This window comes from Pontibacter saemangeumensis (genome assembly GCF_039541895.1).
GTDB lineage: Bacteria > Bacteroidota > Bacteroidia > Cytophagales > Hymenobacteraceae > Pontibacter > Pontibacter saemangeumensis.
Genome location: NZ_BAABHC010000029.1, coordinates 448,039 through 464,019, shown reverse-complemented (window position 1 = coordinate 464,019; position 15,981 = coordinate 448,039). Strand labels below are relative to the sequence as shown.

Below are 15,981 nucleotides of genomic sequence, written 5' to 3'. Positions count from 1 at the left end.
AAATGAAATTCGGTAAGACAATAAAAATTTTTCTTATAGACGGAGACCCAAACGGACGGATGAGTTGTGAACTTTCTAACTGGTCGGGAAAGGCATATAAAATTCCGAGAATCAAAATTAAGGACTGCACCGACCGTGACGACTTGACGAGCACTGGAGTTTACCTGCTATTTGGCAAAGACGATGAAGGCAAAGACCAAGTCTATATCGGAGAAGCGGAATCTATTTTAAAGCGACTGAACCAACAATTGACACAAAAGGACTTTTGGAACGAAGCAATTGTATTTATTAGCAAGGACGAAAACCTTAATAAAGCTCACATCAAATACTTAGAAAATCGACTACACTACATTGCAAAATCTGCTAATCGTTATAAAGTTGACAATTTTATTATTCCGACACAATCATCAATTTCCGAATCAGACAGAGCGGAAATGGAAGAATTTATTGATTATATAAAAATGCTTGTAAATACATTGGGCCATAAAGTATTTGACGAGAAACGAGAATTTAAACAAAAACAAAAACAAGAAACATTTTTTATTAAATCGGCTCGTGGTGCGGACGGACAAGGCGAACCAACATCTGACGGTTTTGTAGTTTTTAAAAGCTCTAAAGCAGCAGCGACAATTGTAAATTCAATGACTCAAAACTTCATCACATATAGACAAAAGCTTATTGACGAAGGAGTGCTTGTTGACAAGGGAGAATATTTTGAATTTTCTGATGACTACATTTTTAGTAGTCCATCAACAGCGGCAGTTATGGTAATGGGACGTAATGCAAACGGACTGACAGAATGGAAAAACAAGGACGGTAATACTCTTAAAAAATTTGAAATGAATGACAAAACAACGAAGGCATAACACACCTACTCAAAAGGCGGGGTTTCGTGTTCCAAAGACAGTTTTATGGTTAATCAAATATTAGTTTTTCAAATCAAATTTTGTGGTAAAAGTCCCGCTCTTCGGATTGCTGCAAAAACGTTGTGCTCTATACATTAGATGGTAAAGAAGGATGAAGGTGTTGATAGCCAAGTTGTTAAAAGAGAATCGTATATAAAAGTCTAAAGAAACCTATAGTTTATACCTTTGTAATGCTCCTAACCATGAAGAGCTTATCATTGAAGTTGGAGGACGAGATTTTTCAGGAAACTGAGGAGATTCTGACTAAAGTCCACAAGAGCAGGAACAGGTATATAAACGAAGCTTTGGAATTCTACAACAAGCTTCAGAGGCGCAGGCTTCTGGCAAGGCAACTGGAAAAAGAATCCAAACTCGTTTCAGCCGATTCGCTGTCGGTGTTATCAGAATTTGAAACATTATAATATAGAGTCCAGGCACAGGATCAGACAGGTACACGGACTTCTCAGGGCGAAGATAAAAGAGAACCTCAGAATTATACTCGATTTGGTCTAGGCCTGCATCTCACAGAAAATTTCCCTATCTTTAAAAGAATGAAAAACCTGACTGTCGTATGGGGGATGCTTATTTTCCTTCTGGCGTGCCTTCCGTGCACCGACAGCAGTACCGCTTTGGCAGAAGCGAACACCACGGTAGCGCAGCTCGCTGACAACCACCACGGCGCAGGGCAGGAGGCCGATATTTGCTCTCCGCTTTGCGAGTGTAACTGTTGCGGGGGCATCACGCTCTCGTTCCATATACCGAGCTTGTCCGGGGTTCATCCTGTTCCGCAAAGCTCCCCGCTGAGCACCTACGCGCCCGAAGGCGCCGCTTCCCCTTCCTTTTCTTTCTGGCACCCGCCGAAAGCCTAACCTTTTCCAATCCATCTATAAACACGCGCGGCCCGCATACGCATGCGGCTGAAGAGGCGTGCGCATATAGCCTATATATGTGTGTTGTTTGATATAAAAAAATAAGAAAGGTGTTAGACAGGATCATCCGTTTCTCCATCTATAATAAGCTCATCATCGGCATTTTCGTCCTCGGGCTCATCGCCTGGGGCAGCTATTCGCTCACGCAGTTGCCCATCGATGCCGTGCCGGATATCACCAACAACCAGGTACAGGTGATCACCACCAGTCCCTCGTTGGCCGCGCAGGAAGTGGAGCGGCTCATCAGTTTCCCGGTTGAACAGACCATGTCCACTATCCCCCGGATCGAGGAGGTGCGCTCTATTTCCCGCTTCGGCCTCTCCGTCGTCACCATTGTGTTCAAGGAGAGCGTGGATATCTACTGGGCGCGGCAGCAGGTGAGCGAGCGGCTGGTGGAGGCCAGCAACAAGATACCGCCCGGGGTAGGGAGCCCGGAGATGGCCCCGATCTCCACGGGGCTCGGGGAGGTGTACCAGTATGTGGTGCACCCAAAACCGGGATATGCGGACAAATACACGGCCATGGAGCTGCGCACTATCCAGGACTGGATTGTGCGGCGGCAGTTGCTCGGCACGCCCGGCGTGGCGGAGGTGAACAGCTTCGGTGGTTTCCTAAAGCAGTATGAGATCGCCGTGGACCCCGACCGGCTGAAGGCCCACCACCTGAGCATCAGCGATGTGCTGACGGCCCTGGAGCGCAACAACGGAAACACCGGCGGCGCCTATATAGACAAGAAGCCGAACGCCTACTTTGTGCGCAGCGAGGGGCTGATCGGGAGCCTGGGTGAGATCGAAAAGGTAGTGGTCAGCAATACCTCCAACGGCACCCCGGTGTTGATAGCCGACATTGCGGAGGTGCAGTTCGGAAGTGCCAACCGCTACGGCGCCCTCACCCGCAATGCCTCCGGCGAGGCGGTGGGCGGCATCGTGATGCTGCTCAAAGGCGAGAACACCAGCCAGGTAGTGGAACGCGTGAAGGCGCGGCTGGAGCAGGTGCGGAAATCGCTGCCGGAGGGCGTGGAGATAGAGGCGTTCCTGGACAGGAGCGAGCTGATCGGCCGCGCCATGAGCACCGTGACGCGGAACCTCGTGGAGGGTGCCCTGATCGTGATCTTCGTGCTGGTGCTCTTCCTCGGCAACTTCCGGGCGGGGTTGGTGGTGGCCTCGGTTATTCCGCTGGCCATGCTGTTTGCCATCATCCTGATGCATTTGTTCGGGGTGTCCGGTAACCTGATGAGCCTCGGGGCCATAGACTTCGGCTTGATCGTGGACGGCGCCGTGATCATCGTGGAGGCTACCATGCACCACCTCGTGCTGCGCGGCGGGGGCAGGCTGACACAGGGGCAGATGGACCGGGAGGTATATGAATCGGCGCGCAAGATCAGAACTTCCGCCGCCTTTGGCGAGATCATCATCCTGATCGTGTACCTGCCCATCCTGGTGCTCGTGGGCATCGAGGGCAAGATGTTCCGCCCCATGGCCCTGACAGTTTCCTTTGCCATATTAGGCGCATTCATTCTGTCGCTCACTTATGTGCCCATGATGTCGGCGCTGCTGCTGAGCAAAAACACCAGCCACAAGCGAAATATCTCAGACAGGATGATGGACTTTTTCCAGCGCCTCTATCGCCCCGTGATCCGGGGTGCCCTCAAATTCAAAACGTTGGTGCTGGTTTCCGCCCTTGTATTGTTTGGGTTGAGTCTGTGGCTCTTTTCCCGCATGGGCAGCGAATTTATCCCGACGCTGGAGGAGGGGGATTTTGCCCTGGAGACGAGGCTGCTGACAGGCAGCTCTTTGTCTGAGACTATTGAAAAAGTGACGCTTGCCTCGCAGCTGCTGGAAGAACAGTTTCCCGAAGTCGAGGAGGTGATCAGCAAGATCGGGGCCGCTGAGATTCCCACTGACCCGATGCCGATGGAGTCTGCCGACGTCACCATTTTGCTGAAGGATAAGGCGGATTGGACCAGCGCAGACACACGGGAGGAACTGGCCCATAAAATGACGGAGGCGCTGGAGGCGATTCCCGGTGTCACGTTCGGTGTTTCGCAGCCCATCCAGTTGCGCTCCAACGAGCTGATCTCGGGGGTGCGCCAGGATGTGGGCATCAAGATATTCGGGGAGGAACTGGAGGAACTCACGCGGCTCTCGCAGGAAGTAGGCGGGCTGGTGGCGACGGTGGAGGGAGCAGAGGACCTGTACCTGGAGCAGGTTTCCGGGCTCCCGCAGATTGTGGTGGACATCGACCGGAGCCGGATCGCCAAGTTCGGACTGGATGTGGAAACGGTAAACCAGGCGATTAATGCCGCTTTTGCCGGGCAGAGCGCCGGGATGGTATATGAAGGCGACCGCCGCTTCGACCTGGTGGTGCGGCTCACGCAGCAGGAGCGCCAGGATATACAGGATGTGCGCCAGCTGTACGTCACCACGCCCCGCGGGGAGCAGGTGCCGCTGGAGCAGGTGGCGGATATCCGGTACCGGCAGGGCCCGAACCAGATCCAGCGCGAGGATGCCAAGCGCCGCATTATCGTGGGCTTCAACGTGCGGGGCCGCGACATTGCCAGCGTGGTGGAGGAGGTGCAGGAGAAAATAGACCAACAGGTGCAGCTGCCCGACGGCTACTTTGTGACCTACGGCGGCCAGTTCGAGAACCTGCAGGAGGCCAACAGGCGGCTTTCGGTGGCGGTGCCCGCGGCCCTGGCGCTTATCTTCCTGCTGCTCTTCTTCACGTTCGGCTCTGTCCGGCACTCGCTGCTCATCTTCACGGCCATTCCGCTGGCGGCAGTGGGCGGGGTGCTGGCCTTGTGGCTCAGGGATATGCCGTTCAGTATATCGGCGGGTGTCGGTTTTATCGCCCTGTTCGGCGTGGCCGTGCTGAACGGCATCGTGCTCATTGCGGAGTTTAACCGGCAGCGGAAAGAAGGCGGCATCGAGGACTTGCGGGAGGTGGTGCTGAACGGGACAGCCGTCAGGCTTCGGCCGGTGCTCATGACGGCCACGGTCGCCTCGCTGGGTTTTCTGCCGATGGCGCTTTCCAGCACTGCCGGGGCGGAGGTGCAGAAACCGCTGGCCACCGTGGTGATCGGAGGGCTGGTTACCTCGACGATGCTCACGCTGGTGGTGCTGCCCGTGCTCTATATCCTCATTGAAGGCTACTACCAGAGCAGGAAGAGAAAGCAGCTGCGCGTCAGTGGTTTCGCTGCCATTGCCCTGCTGCTGTTTGCCGCTACCGCCGTTTTGGCTCTGATTCCGGTGGGGCAGGCACGGGCACAGCACCCGCAACCAACGGTTATATATACCCTGGACGAGGCCGTTGAAAGAGCGCTGCAGCAGAACCCGTCGGTGGAGGCGGCCCGGCTGAGCGTGAAGCGGAGCGAGGCCCAGAAAGCCACCGCCTGGGACATCGACAAAACCCAGCTGCAGTACTCCACGGGCAAGCTGGAATCAGGCGTTTATGACAACGAAGCCACAGTAGTGCAGACGCTGGCTTTCCCGACCGTATATGCCAAGCAGGCGAACCTGGCCGATGCGCTGACGGCAGTGAGCAGCATCAAGCTCACGCAGCGCCAGCGGGAAATCGTCCGGAACGTCAGGCTCAACTACCTTGGCTTGGTCTATGCGCGCTCGCGCATCCGCCTGCTCACCTACCAGGACAGTTTATACCGGCAGTTTCTGAGGGCGGCAGCGGTAAAGCTCAGAACCGGGGAGACGAACCTGCTGGAGAAAGTAACCGCCGAAACACAGCTGTCGGAGGTGCGCAACAGCGCCTTCCAGGCCGGGGCGGATCTGGCCGTGTTCCGGGAGCGCCTGCAGGCCCTGCTGGCGACTGATACAACGGTCATCACAGCGGACACGGCGCTCTCCCGGCTGCCTTTGCCAGTGCTGTCCGCCGAGGTGCTGGAGCAAAACCCGCAGCTTCGGTTGGCGCAGCAGCAGGTGGCGGTGCAGCAGGCGGAGACGGAACTGCAGCGGGCAAAGCTGCTGCCGGACCTGCGGCTGGGCTATACCAACCGGACCATCGCCGCAGGCGGTGGGAGAGATAACATCCAGGAGTTTGAGCCGGCCCACGAAGTGTCGTTCGGCGTGGCAATCCAGCTGTGGGTAAAGCCCTATAAAAACCGCATCGCAGCGGCAAAACTGCAGGCGCAGGTCGCGCAGCAAAACCTGCAGCACGTTGAAAACGAGTTGGAGGCAGAGGCGAAGGCGGCGTTTCAGCAGGCGCTGAAGCTCCAGAGCAGCCTCGATTACTACGAAAGCACCGCGCTGCCCCAGGCCCAACTCATCATCAGCCAGGCGACAAAGGCATACCGCGCGGGGGAGATCGACTACCAGGATTATATCCTGAGCCTGGACAGGGCACTCACTATCCAGGCAAACTATATAGAGGCGCTATATGGCTACGACAAGGCCGTGATCGAGCTTCACTTCATTATTGAAAATCAACCTTAACCCATCAACGCTGAATTACCCGATATGAAAAGGACTTTATATATACACGCGATTTACCTCCTAGGCTTTCTGCTTTTCTCGTCCTGCGGCAGGGAGGCGGAGCCGGCGCACGGAGCAGCGGAGGAACATAGCGGCGAAGAACAGGAGGATATGGCAGAACTGACGGAGCAGCAGTACCGGGTGGCGGGCATCGCCCTGGGAAAGCCGGAAATGCGGAACTTAAGCAACACGCTTACCCTGACGGGGGAGCTGGACCTGCCGCCGCAGAACATGGCCTCGGTGAGCGCCCCGCTGGGCGGCTTTGTGAAAAGCACCGAGCTGCTGGAGGGCATGCACGTTAAGAAAGGGCAGCTGATCGCAAAAATCGAGAACGCCGACTTTGTGACACTGCAGCAGGATTACCTGGAAGCCAGAAGCCGCCTCGAGTACCTGGAACTGGAGTACCAACGGCAAAAGGAGCTGGCTGAGGAGCAGGTTACTTCAGACAAGACTTTCCAGCGGACGACTGCCGAGTACAGAACTGCCGGGGCACAGGTGGAGGGCCTGGCGGAAAGGCTGCGTATCATCGGTGTAAACCCTGCCACGCTCCGGGAAGGCAAGATCAGCCGTATCCTCCCGATCTACTCCCCGATAGAAGGCTACGTCACCTATATCAGCGCAAGCATCGGGCAATACGTGAATCCCACTGATGTGCTGTTCCGGATTGCCGACACCGAGCACCTGCACGTGGAACTGACCGTGTTCGAGAAAGACGTGGCAGCCCTTCAGAAGGGGCAACTGGTGCGCTACTCCCTCCCGAACGAGGCGGTGGCCGATCACGAGGCCACCATCTACCTGATCGGGAAGGAAATAAGCGAAGACCGCACTGTGCAGGTGCATGCCCATATGGAGGAAGAGGACAAGGACCTGGTGCCCGGCATGTATGTGCAGGCGCAGGTGGCGCTGGACGGCCAGCAGGTGCTGACCCTGCCAGAGACCGCCGTGGTGAATGATAAGGGCAAAGATTTCCTGTTTTTATATATAGGGGAGGAGAAAGAAGGGCAGGCAGTCATGAAGCAGTTCCGCATGGTGCCGGTGCAGCGGGGCGTAGAGGAAGGAGGTTATGTGCAGGTGGCGCTGCCTGCCGGAGTGGATACCGCTGCCGCGAACTTTGTGACCAAAGGAGCCTACTCCCTGCTCTCCAAAATGCGTAATTCCGGAGAGGGACATCACTGACCGCCGAAGCCCGTGTACATCGGAAATGTGAAATCTCCGCAATCCATGTGTGCTGAAAAGGAAGGTGCAAATTCTGCAAAAGAAGGTGCGGGAAATAAATTTTCATAAAACTGTAAATGCCGTGTGAAAGAGATCTCAGATATGCGCCTGTTTTCAGGTCATGCTGAAAAGGTATGCTTAAGTTCCAGTCAAAATACCTCTCCGCCTGCGGAGATGGCCCTAAGCCCCGGCAGCGCCTGGGAAGTAATTTACTGTTTGGAGACGCTGTGTGGCACGCGCGAGGCTGCGGCAGCGCTGGTAAACGTATCCAAAAACATCTGGGGAAATATCCGCTGGATTTGCGGGTAGCCTATTGCTGCACCATCTTAAATTAGTGTTAAGCATGACAGTGCAGGACAGTAAATAGCTATTTCAAGATTATATTTATGCTTAACTACTTTCTCGCACGTCTGCGCAGGCAGTAGCAGGCGTTATTTTCCAGTTCATCCGTGGGCTCAGAAGGGTTTTAAGAGGCAACCCTTGTGGTCACAATGGTGTGAAATAAGTGGCCAGGCTTCTGAAAAGGCTTCGCATTAACTTAATGTGGTGCATGCTGTTAACGATACAGTGGCAGGGCATTCGGCGGTTATGCTAAAAAGAGAGCAACGTTCGGAGGCGATGACCTTTTTACTGCCCTGGCAGGTATGAAGTAGTTCCTGCCCTTCATTTAGTAAGGGTTAGCCGTAATCTTACTCTCCGTAGCTATGGTAAACTACGGAAACGCAATATAGAAACGCAACATAAAATTAATCGAAGCATATGTTAGAGTCGAAAACAAAGGCAGAATTCAAGCATGTCAGCTACCTGTGGGACGAAGAGGAAGCAGCCAGGCTTGCAGGCGATGAGGTAGGCCTGCTTATCTACAGGTCTAACCTGCTGGGGGCGGACCTGCGGCTGACCAACTACGGCGGGGGCAACACCTCCTGCAAGGCGATGGCCAAAGACCCGCTGACGGGCCAGGAAACGGAAGTGATGTGGGTGAAAGGGTCCGGGGGCGACCTGGGCACCCTGAAGCGCAGCGGCCTGGCCGCCTTGTATGTGGATCGCCTGCGGAGCCTGAAGAACGTGTACCGGGGTATTGAGCACGAAGACGAGATGGTGGAGCTTTTTAACCACAGCATCTTCGACCTGAGCTCCAAGGCCCCTTCCATTGACACGCCGCTGCACGGTTTCCTGCCCTTCAAGCACATCGACCACCTGCACCCGGACGCGGCCATCGCCATCGCCGCCGCGAAAGACGGGCAGCAGATCACGCAGGAGCTTTTCGAGGGCACCATCGGCTGGGTAGGCTGGCAGCGCCCCGGCTTTGACCTGGGGCTGCAGCTGCGCCAGTGCCTCGATGAGAACCCGGGCATCCGGGGCATCATGCTGGGCTCGCACGGCCTGTTTACCTGGGGTGACACGGCCTATGAAAGCTATATCAATACATTAGAGGTAATCGAGCGCTGCGCCGAGTACCTGGAGCAGCACATCGGCAAGAAAGGTCCGGTTTTCGGAGGAGCAAAAATTCAGAGCCTGGAGGAGGGCGCCCGCAGAAAGCAGGCTGCCGCGCTGGCCCCCGTGCTGCGCGGCTTCTGCTCCAGTGAGCGCCACATGGTCGGCCACTTCACCGACGATGCCCGGGTGCTGGAGTTCATCAACTCCAACGACCTGGACAGGCTCGCGCCGATGGGCACCAGCTGCCCGGACCACTTCCTGCGCACCAAGATCAGCCCGCTGGTGCTGGACCTGAAGCCGGACGAGGACCTCTCGGACGTAAAAGCGCTGAAGGAAAGGCTCGCGCCTGCCTTTGAGGCCTACCGCCAGATGTACGCCGATTACTACGAGAACCACAGGCACCCGAACAGCCCGGCCGTGCGCGATAAAAACCCCGTGGTGATTCTGTATCCGGGCGTGGGGATGTTCACCTTCTCCAAGGACAAGCAGACCACGCGGGTGGCTTCTGAGTTCTACATCAACGCCATCAACGTGATGAAAGGCGCCGAGGCGGTATCGGAATATACATCGCTGCCGCGGCAGGAGGCTTTTGACATCGAGTACTGGTTGCTGGAGGAGGCAAAGCTGCAGCGCATGCCGAAGCCCAAGGCCCTGTCCGGCAAGATCGCCCTCATCACTGGCAGCGCGGGCGGCATCGGCAAAGCCATCGCGCGAAAGTTTGTGGAGGAAGGCGCTGTCGTTGTCCTGAATGACATGAACGAGGAACGCCTGCAGGGCGCCGGCGAGGAGTTCAAGGCCCAGTATGGCAAGGATTCCTATGCCACGGCCATGCTGGACGTGACAAAGAACGACCAGATCAGGGAAGCATTCAACGAAGCGGCCCTGGCCTTCGGGGGCGTGGACATAGTCATAAACAATGCGGGGCTCTCCATCTCCAAATCTATCGAGGACCACACGGAGAAGGACTGGGACCTGCTGTACGACGTGCTGGTGAAAGGGCAGTTTTTAGTAACGCAGGCGGCGGCGGAGGTGCTGCGCAAGCAGGACATCGGCGGCGACGTGCTCAACATCGTGAGCAAAAACGCCCTGGTGTCCGGCCCGAACAACGCCGGCTACGGCTCGGCCAAGGCAGCGCAGCTGCACCTGAGCAGGCTGAACGCCGCTGAGTTGGGCGGTGACAGGATACGGGTGAACGTGGTGAACCCGGACGCCGTGATCAGCGACAGCAACATATGGGCCGGCGGCTGGGCTGAGGGCCGCGCCAAGGCCTACGGCGTGAAGGTGGAAGAACTGCCTGCTTTCTATGCCAAGCGCACGCTGCTCAACGAGATCATCCTCCCGGAGGACATCGCCAATGCCTGCTTCGCCTTTGTCGGAGGCCTGCTGAGCAAGTCGACGGGGAACGTGCTGAACGTGGACGGCGGGGTGGCCATGGCCTTCGTCAGGTAGAGAATTTTGATGGGCATGGGCAGAAGCCTTATGCCCATATATAGCCAAAGCACACAGTATATGCAGATTAACAAACACAGCATACAGGAGTATAACCAGGGACAACTGCAGGAGCACAGCCGCAGGTATGATTTTGCAGCCTCGTCGGTAAAGGACGTGGAGGGCGTGCTCCAAAAGCTCATGGACTTTCAGGTGGCGATCCCCTCCTGGGCCCTGGGTACGGGAGGCACGCGCTTCGGCCGCTTCCCGGGTGGCGGCGAGCCGCGCAGCCTGGAGGAGAAGATAGAAGACGTTGGCCTGCTGCACCGGCTGAATGGGGCCAGCGGCGCCATCTCCCTGCACATCCCTTGGGATATTCCCACGAATGCCTCTCATATAAAGGCGCTTGCCGCGCAGCATGGCCTGCGCTTCGACGCCATGAACTCCAACACCTTCCAGGACCAGCCGGGCCAGGGATTGAGCTACAAGTTCGGCTCCATGCAACACGTAGACAAGGCGGTGCGCCGGCAGGCCGTGGAGCACAACATCGAGGTGATCGAACACGGTGTCGCGCTGGGCTCTGACTCGCTGACGGTGTGGCTGTCGGACGGCTCCAGCTTCCCGGGGCAGCTCAACTTCCGGAAAGCCTTTGAGAATACCCTCGAAAGCCTGCAGGAAGTGTATGCCGCGCTCCCGGAAAACTGGAAGATGTTTGTGGAGTACAAGGCGTTTGAGCCGAATTTCTACTCCATGACGGTGGGTGATTGGGGGCAGTCGCTGCTATATGCCAATAAGCTCGGGCCGAAGGCTTATACCCTGGTGGACCTGGGCCATCACCTGCCCAATGCCAATATTGAGCAGATCGTTTCGCTGCTGTTGATGGAGGGCAAGCTGGGCGGTTTCCATTTCAACGACTCCAAGTACGGGGACGACGACCTGACGGTGGGCAGCATCAAGCCCTACCAGCTGTTCCTGATTTTCAGCGAGCTGCTGGAGGGAATGGATGCCAGGGGGATGAACCATGCCACCGACCTGGGCTGGATGATTGATGCCTCCCATAACGTGAAGGACCCGCTCGAAGACCTGCTGCAGTCGGTAGAGGCTATCATGATTGCCTACGCGCAGGCCTTGCTGGTGGACCGCAAGGCGCTGGCTGCGGCGCAGCAGGAAAATGACGTGGCGCGCTGCCAGGAAGTGCTGCAGGAGGCGTACCGCACCGATGTGCGCCCGCTGGTGGCGGAGGCGCGCCTGCGCGCAGGAGCAGCGCTGCGTCCGCTCCAATTTTTCCGGGAACTGAAAGTGAGAGAGAACCTGATAAAGGAACGCGGACGGAAGACCGTTGCAACCGGATTGTAGCCATGCAAAAGATACCTGTAGTCGCCATTTTCGATGTAGGCAAAACGAACAAGAAGCTGTTTCTCTTCGACGAGAACTATAAAATCGTGTATGAGAAATCGGCGCGCTTCACTGAGATCGTGGATGAGGACGGTTTCCCGTGCGAAAACCTGGAGAGCCTGCAGCTCTCGGTTTACAACTCGCTGCGGGAAGTGTTCAGGAGACAGGAGTACGAGGTAAAAGCGATCAACTTCTCCGCCTACGGCGCCAGCTTTGTCTGCATCGACGAGGAGGGCAAGCCGCTTTGCCCTTTGTACAGCTATCTGAAGCCCTACCCCGAGGAACTGCAAAAGCATTTTTACGATACCTACGGGGGCGAGGAGGAGTTCACGAAAGTGACAGCGTCCCCTGTGTTGGGAAGCCTCAACTCCGGCATGCAGCTTTACCGCATGAAGTACGAGAAGCCAGAGCTTTTCAAGCAGATGAAGTATGCCCTCCACCTGCCCCAGTATTTAAGCTACCTCATCTCGGGGGAAGCGTATTCCGACATCACGAGCATTGGCTGCCATACCAACCTGTGGGATTTCCAGAAAGGAGCCTACCATGCATGGGTAAAGGAGGAGGGGCTGCTGGAGAAGATGGCGCCGTTGGCTCCGTCTGACAGCGTGGTGCCCGCCACTTTCCCGGGCAGCAATTATATGGTCGGGGTTGGCCTGCACGACAGCTCGGCGGCCCTGATTCCGTACCTGGTCAACTTCCAGGAGCCGTTTGTGCTGCTCTCCACCGGAACCTGGTGCATCAGCCTGAACCCGTTCAATTCAACACCGCTCACGAAGGAGGAGCTGCAGAGGGATTGCCTGCGGTTTATGCAGTACAAGGGCAAGCCGGTAAAGGCGGCCAGGTTCTTCGGCGGATACGAGCACGAGCAGCAGGTAAAACGCATCGCGGCGCATTTCAACCAGAATACCGCCCACTACAAAACGGTGGCCTTCGACCCTGAGATCATCAACAAGCTACAGCGGGAGCAAGCGCTGGTATCGGGTACTACGCCTTCTAAAAACCGCTTGCAGGAGTCGGTGTTTGCGCAGCGGGACTTAGCCTCTTTTGCATCTGATACCGAGGCCTATCACCAGTTTATCCTAGACCTGGTGACGCAGCAGGTCGCCTCCACACAGCTTGTTCTGGAGGGCTCGGACGTGAAGCGGATCTTTGTGGACGGGGGCTTTAGCAAGAATGCCATCTACATGAACCTGCTGGCCGCCGCCTATCCCGACAAAGAGGTTTTTGCCGCCTCCATGGCACAGGCAACGGCCATTGGCACCGCCCTGGCCATCCACCGGCACTGGAACGCAAAGCCACTGCCCAACGACATCATCGAACTAAAATACTACGCCGTCACACACGACGCCAAATTATGACAGTAGGTCTCTTTATACCTTGTTACGTAGATCAGTTTTACCCCAACGCCGCCATCGCCACCCTGGAGCTGCTCGAGAAGCTGGGGGTGCGGGTGGTGTACCCACCGAAGCAAACCTGCTGCGGCCAGCCCATGGCCAACTCGGGTTTCGAGCACCTGACGAAGGAGAGCAATGATCTCTTCATAAAGAATTTCAGGGAGTTCGACTATATCGTGGCCCCATCCGGGAGCTGTGTGCTGCACATGAAAGACCACCTGCACTCAGACAAGTACCCTGCTGAGGCGAAGGCCATGCGAGGGAAAGTATATGAGCTGATCGAGTTCCTGACCGATGTGCTGAAAGTGGACAGCCTGAAGGCGCGCTTTCCGCACAAAGTGGGCCTGCACCAGAGCTGCCACGGGCAGCGGGGCCTGAAACTCGCCCAGATGTCGGAACTCGTCGCGCCCGCTTTCTCCAAGCCGGAGCAGTTGCTGCGTTTGGTTGAAGGGCTGGAGTTGGTGGAGCTTACCCGCCAGGATGAGTGCTGCGGCTTCGGGGGCACGTTTTGTGTCGCGGAGGAGGCCGTGTCCGTGAAGATGGGGAAAGACCGGGTGGCGGACCATGTGCAGCACGGAGCAGATTATATAACCGCCTCGGATATGAGCTGCCTGATGCACATGGAGGGCATCCTGCACCGGCAGAAGAGCCAGGTGAAGGTGCTGCACATCGCCGAAATCCTTAACGCGCAGGAGCTATGAAAGAAACAAAAGACCACGCCGCCCTGGCCGACACCTTTAATGCGGACGAGGACAGGGTAAACTGGCACGACGAGACCCTGTGGTTTGTCCGGCAGAAGCGGGACAGGGCCGCCCATACCATTCCGGATTGGGAACTGCTGCGCGAGACGGCCTCCCAGATCAAACACAACGTGCTGTCCAACCTGCACGCGTACCTGCTGCAGTTCGAAGCCAACGCAAAAGCCAACGGCATCATTGTGCACTGGGCAACTGATGCCGCAGAGCACAACCAGATCGTGCACGCCATCCTCCAGAAGCACGGGGTGGGGCGCATGGTGAAAAGCAAGTCGATGCTCACGGAGGAGTGCCACCTGAACGAGTACCTTTCGGAGAACGGCATTGAGGTGATCGACACGGACCTGGGGGAGCGCATCGTGCAGCTAGCCAAGGAGCCGCCGAGCCATATCGTGCTGCCCTGCATCCATAAGAAGAAGGAGGAGATCGGGGAGCTTTTCCACGAGCACCTCGGCACCCCGGCCGGCATATCGGACCCGCAGGTGCTGACGGAAGCCGCCCGCCAGCATTTGCGGGAGACCTTCCTGACCCGACGCGCCGCGCTGACGGGGGTGAACTTCGCCGTGGCCGAGACGGGCGAGTTCGTGATCTGCACCAACGAGGGTAACGCCGATATGGGCGCCCACCTGGCCGACGTGCACATCGCCTGCATGGGCATCGAGAAAATTATACCGGAGCGGAAGCACCTGGGCGTGTTCCTGCGGCTGCTGGCCCGGAGCGCCACGGGGCAACCCATCACCACGTACTCCAGCCACTTCAAAAAACCGCGGGAGGGGCATGAACTGCACCTGGTGCTGGTGGATAACGGCCGGAGCACGCAACTGGGGAGAGAGGATTTCCGCAACTCCCTGAAGTGCATCCGCTGTGGGGCCTGCATGAACACCTGCCCGGTATATAGGCGGAGCGGCGGGCACAGCTACCACACGGCCGTGGCCGGCCCGATCGGCGCGATCCTGGCGCCCAACCTCGACATGAAGGCGAACGCCGATTTGCCTTTTGCCTCCACGCTCTGCGGTTCCTGCTCCAACGTGTGCCCCGTGAAGATCGATATCCACGACCAGCTCTACAAATGGCGGCAGGTGATCGTGAAAGAAGGCTATGCAGACACCACCAAAACCATCGGTATGCAGGCCATGACGCAGGTTTTTGCCTCGCCGACCACTTTTAAGCTGGCGGGTAAGGCAGGGCGTTGGTTTATGCGCCACGCGCCTTTCGCCGTGAATAACAAACTCAACCCCTGGTACAAGCAGCGCGAGATGCCCGTGCCCCCGAAGGAGTCGTTTGGGGAGTGGTACCTTAGAAAGAGGAAAGGAAAAAATGAATAGCAGAGACAGCATCCTGGCCGCCGTGGCCAGAAACCAGCCCGCCCGCCAACCCCTGCCGGAAGTCCCTGCCTTTGTTTCAGAGGAGGCGGACCTGGCAGAGAAGTTTGCGCGCGTGGCGGTGAGCATCGGCAGCAAGGTGTTCCGGGTGAAAGACCTGGAGGAGGTGAAACAGATCCTTTTGAAAGAGTACAGCGGCGCGAGAAGAATCGTCGCTGCCTTTCCGGAACTGGCAGATATGGCGGAAGCATCTGTTGCACCGGGCGCAGACCCGCACACTTTCGCGGATGTAGACCTGGCTGTATTGCCCGCGCAGTTCGGGGTGGCGGAGAACAGTGCCCTTTGGGTGACGGATACCCACCTCCCGCTGCGCGTGCTGCCGTTCATCTGCCAGCACCTGGCCCTGGTGGTTCCGCAGGAGCGGTTAGTTCCCCTGATGCACCAGGCCTATGACGTGATCGGGGCGCAGGAGTATGGTTTCGGCACGTTCATCGCCGGCCCTTCCAAGACGGCCGACATCGAGCAGTCGCTGGTGCTGGGCGCACACGGCCCCCGGACACTGTGCGTCTTTCTGATGGAGAAGCTATAGCCTGGCGCCTGCTTCAGCCAGGCAGGTTTTTGATGCAAGAGGCCGGTTTCAGTATGATTTTTAGTTTTCTTATGCTCCTGCGCCCGCACCTTTCTAGCAGGCGGCTTGGAGAGCATGCAGGTTGGCCT

Annotated in this window: 12 protein-coding genes; all 12 read left to right on the top strand. The window is 57.1% G+C overall.

From position 1 onward, the window contains the following. Positions 1–2: 2 nt before the first annotated feature. Positions 3–866, top strand: a complete 864-nt coding sequence (locus tag ABD920_RS20250; protein ID WP_345161672.1) for a GIY-YIG nuclease family protein — start codon at positions 3–5, stop codon at positions 864–866. A gap of 242 nt (positions 867–1,108) precedes the next feature. Beyond that, the gene (locus ABD920_RS20245) at positions 1,109–1,327 is read left to right on the top strand and encodes a hypothetical protein (protein WP_345161671.1); all 219 of its coding nucleotides are present in this window, start codon (positions 1,109–1,111) and stop codon (positions 1,325–1,327) included. A 129-nt stretch (positions 1,328–1,456) separates the two neighbouring features. After that, positions 1,457–1,774: a DUF6660 family protein gene (locus tag ABD920_RS20240; RefSeq protein WP_345161669.1), complete on the top strand. Its 318-nt coding sequence runs from the start codon at positions 1,457–1,459 to the stop codon at positions 1,772–1,774. Between the two features lie 110 nt (positions 1,775–1,884). Then, positions 1,885–6,279 carry a CusA/CzcA family heavy metal efflux RND transporter gene (locus ABD920_RS20235; protein ID WP_345161667.1) on the top strand — a complete coding sequence of 1,465 codons (4,395 nt, stop codon included), beginning with the start codon at positions 1,885–1,887 and terminating at the stop codon, positions 6,277–6,279. A gap of 24 nt (positions 6,280–6,303) precedes the next feature. After that, entirely contained in the window at positions 6,304–7,494 is a 1,191-nt protein-coding gene (locus ABD920_RS20230; protein WP_345161665.1) for an efflux RND transporter periplasmic adaptor subunit, read from the top strand. Positions 7,495–7,617: 123 nt separating this feature from the next. Next, positions 7,618–7,842, top strand: coding sequence for a hypothetical protein (locus ABD920_RS20225; RefSeq protein WP_345161663.1), 225 nt, complete (start codon positions 7,618–7,620; stop codon positions 7,840–7,842). A gap of 450 nt (positions 7,843–8,292) precedes the next feature. Further along, the gene (locus tag ABD920_RS20220; RefSeq protein ID WP_345161661.1) at positions 8,293–10,419 is read left to right on the top strand and encodes a bifunctional aldolase/short-chain dehydrogenase; all 2,127 of its coding nucleotides are present in this window, start codon (positions 8,293–8,295) and stop codon (positions 10,417–10,419) included. Between the two features lie 60 nt (positions 10,420–10,479). Next, positions 10,480–11,754, top strand: coding sequence for a sugar isomerase (locus tag ABD920_RS20215; RefSeq protein ID WP_345161658.1), 1,275 nt, complete (start codon positions 10,480–10,482; stop codon positions 11,752–11,754). 2 nt (positions 11,755–11,756) lie between these two features. Beyond that, on the top strand, positions 11,757–13,151 hold the full coding sequence (locus ABD920_RS20210; RefSeq protein WP_345161656.1) for an FGGY-family carbohydrate kinase: 1,395 nt from the start codon (positions 11,757–11,759) through the stop codon (positions 13,149–13,151). Continuing rightward, positions 13,148–13,888, top strand: coding sequence for a (Fe-S)-binding protein (locus tag ABD920_RS20205; RefSeq protein ID WP_345161654.1), 741 nt, complete (start codon positions 13,148–13,150; stop codon positions 13,886–13,888). The genes ABD920_RS20210 and ABD920_RS20205 overlap by 4 nt, the downstream gene beginning before the upstream one ends. Next, positions 13,885–15,267 carry a lactate utilization protein B gene (locus ABD920_RS20200; RefSeq protein WP_345161652.1) on the top strand — a complete coding sequence of 461 codons (1,383 nt, stop codon included), beginning with the start codon at positions 13,885–13,887 and terminating at the stop codon, positions 15,265–15,267. The genes ABD920_RS20205 and ABD920_RS20200 overlap by 4 nt, the downstream gene beginning before the upstream one ends. Continuing rightward, positions 15,260–15,853, top strand: a complete 594-nt coding sequence (locus tag ABD920_RS20195) for a LutC/YkgG family protein (RefSeq protein ID WP_345161650.1) — start codon at positions 15,260–15,262, stop codon at positions 15,851–15,853. Before ABD920_RS20200 ends, ABD920_RS20195 begins: the two co-directional genes overlap by 8 nt. The last annotated feature ends 128 nt before the right edge of the window (positions 15,854–15,981 follow it).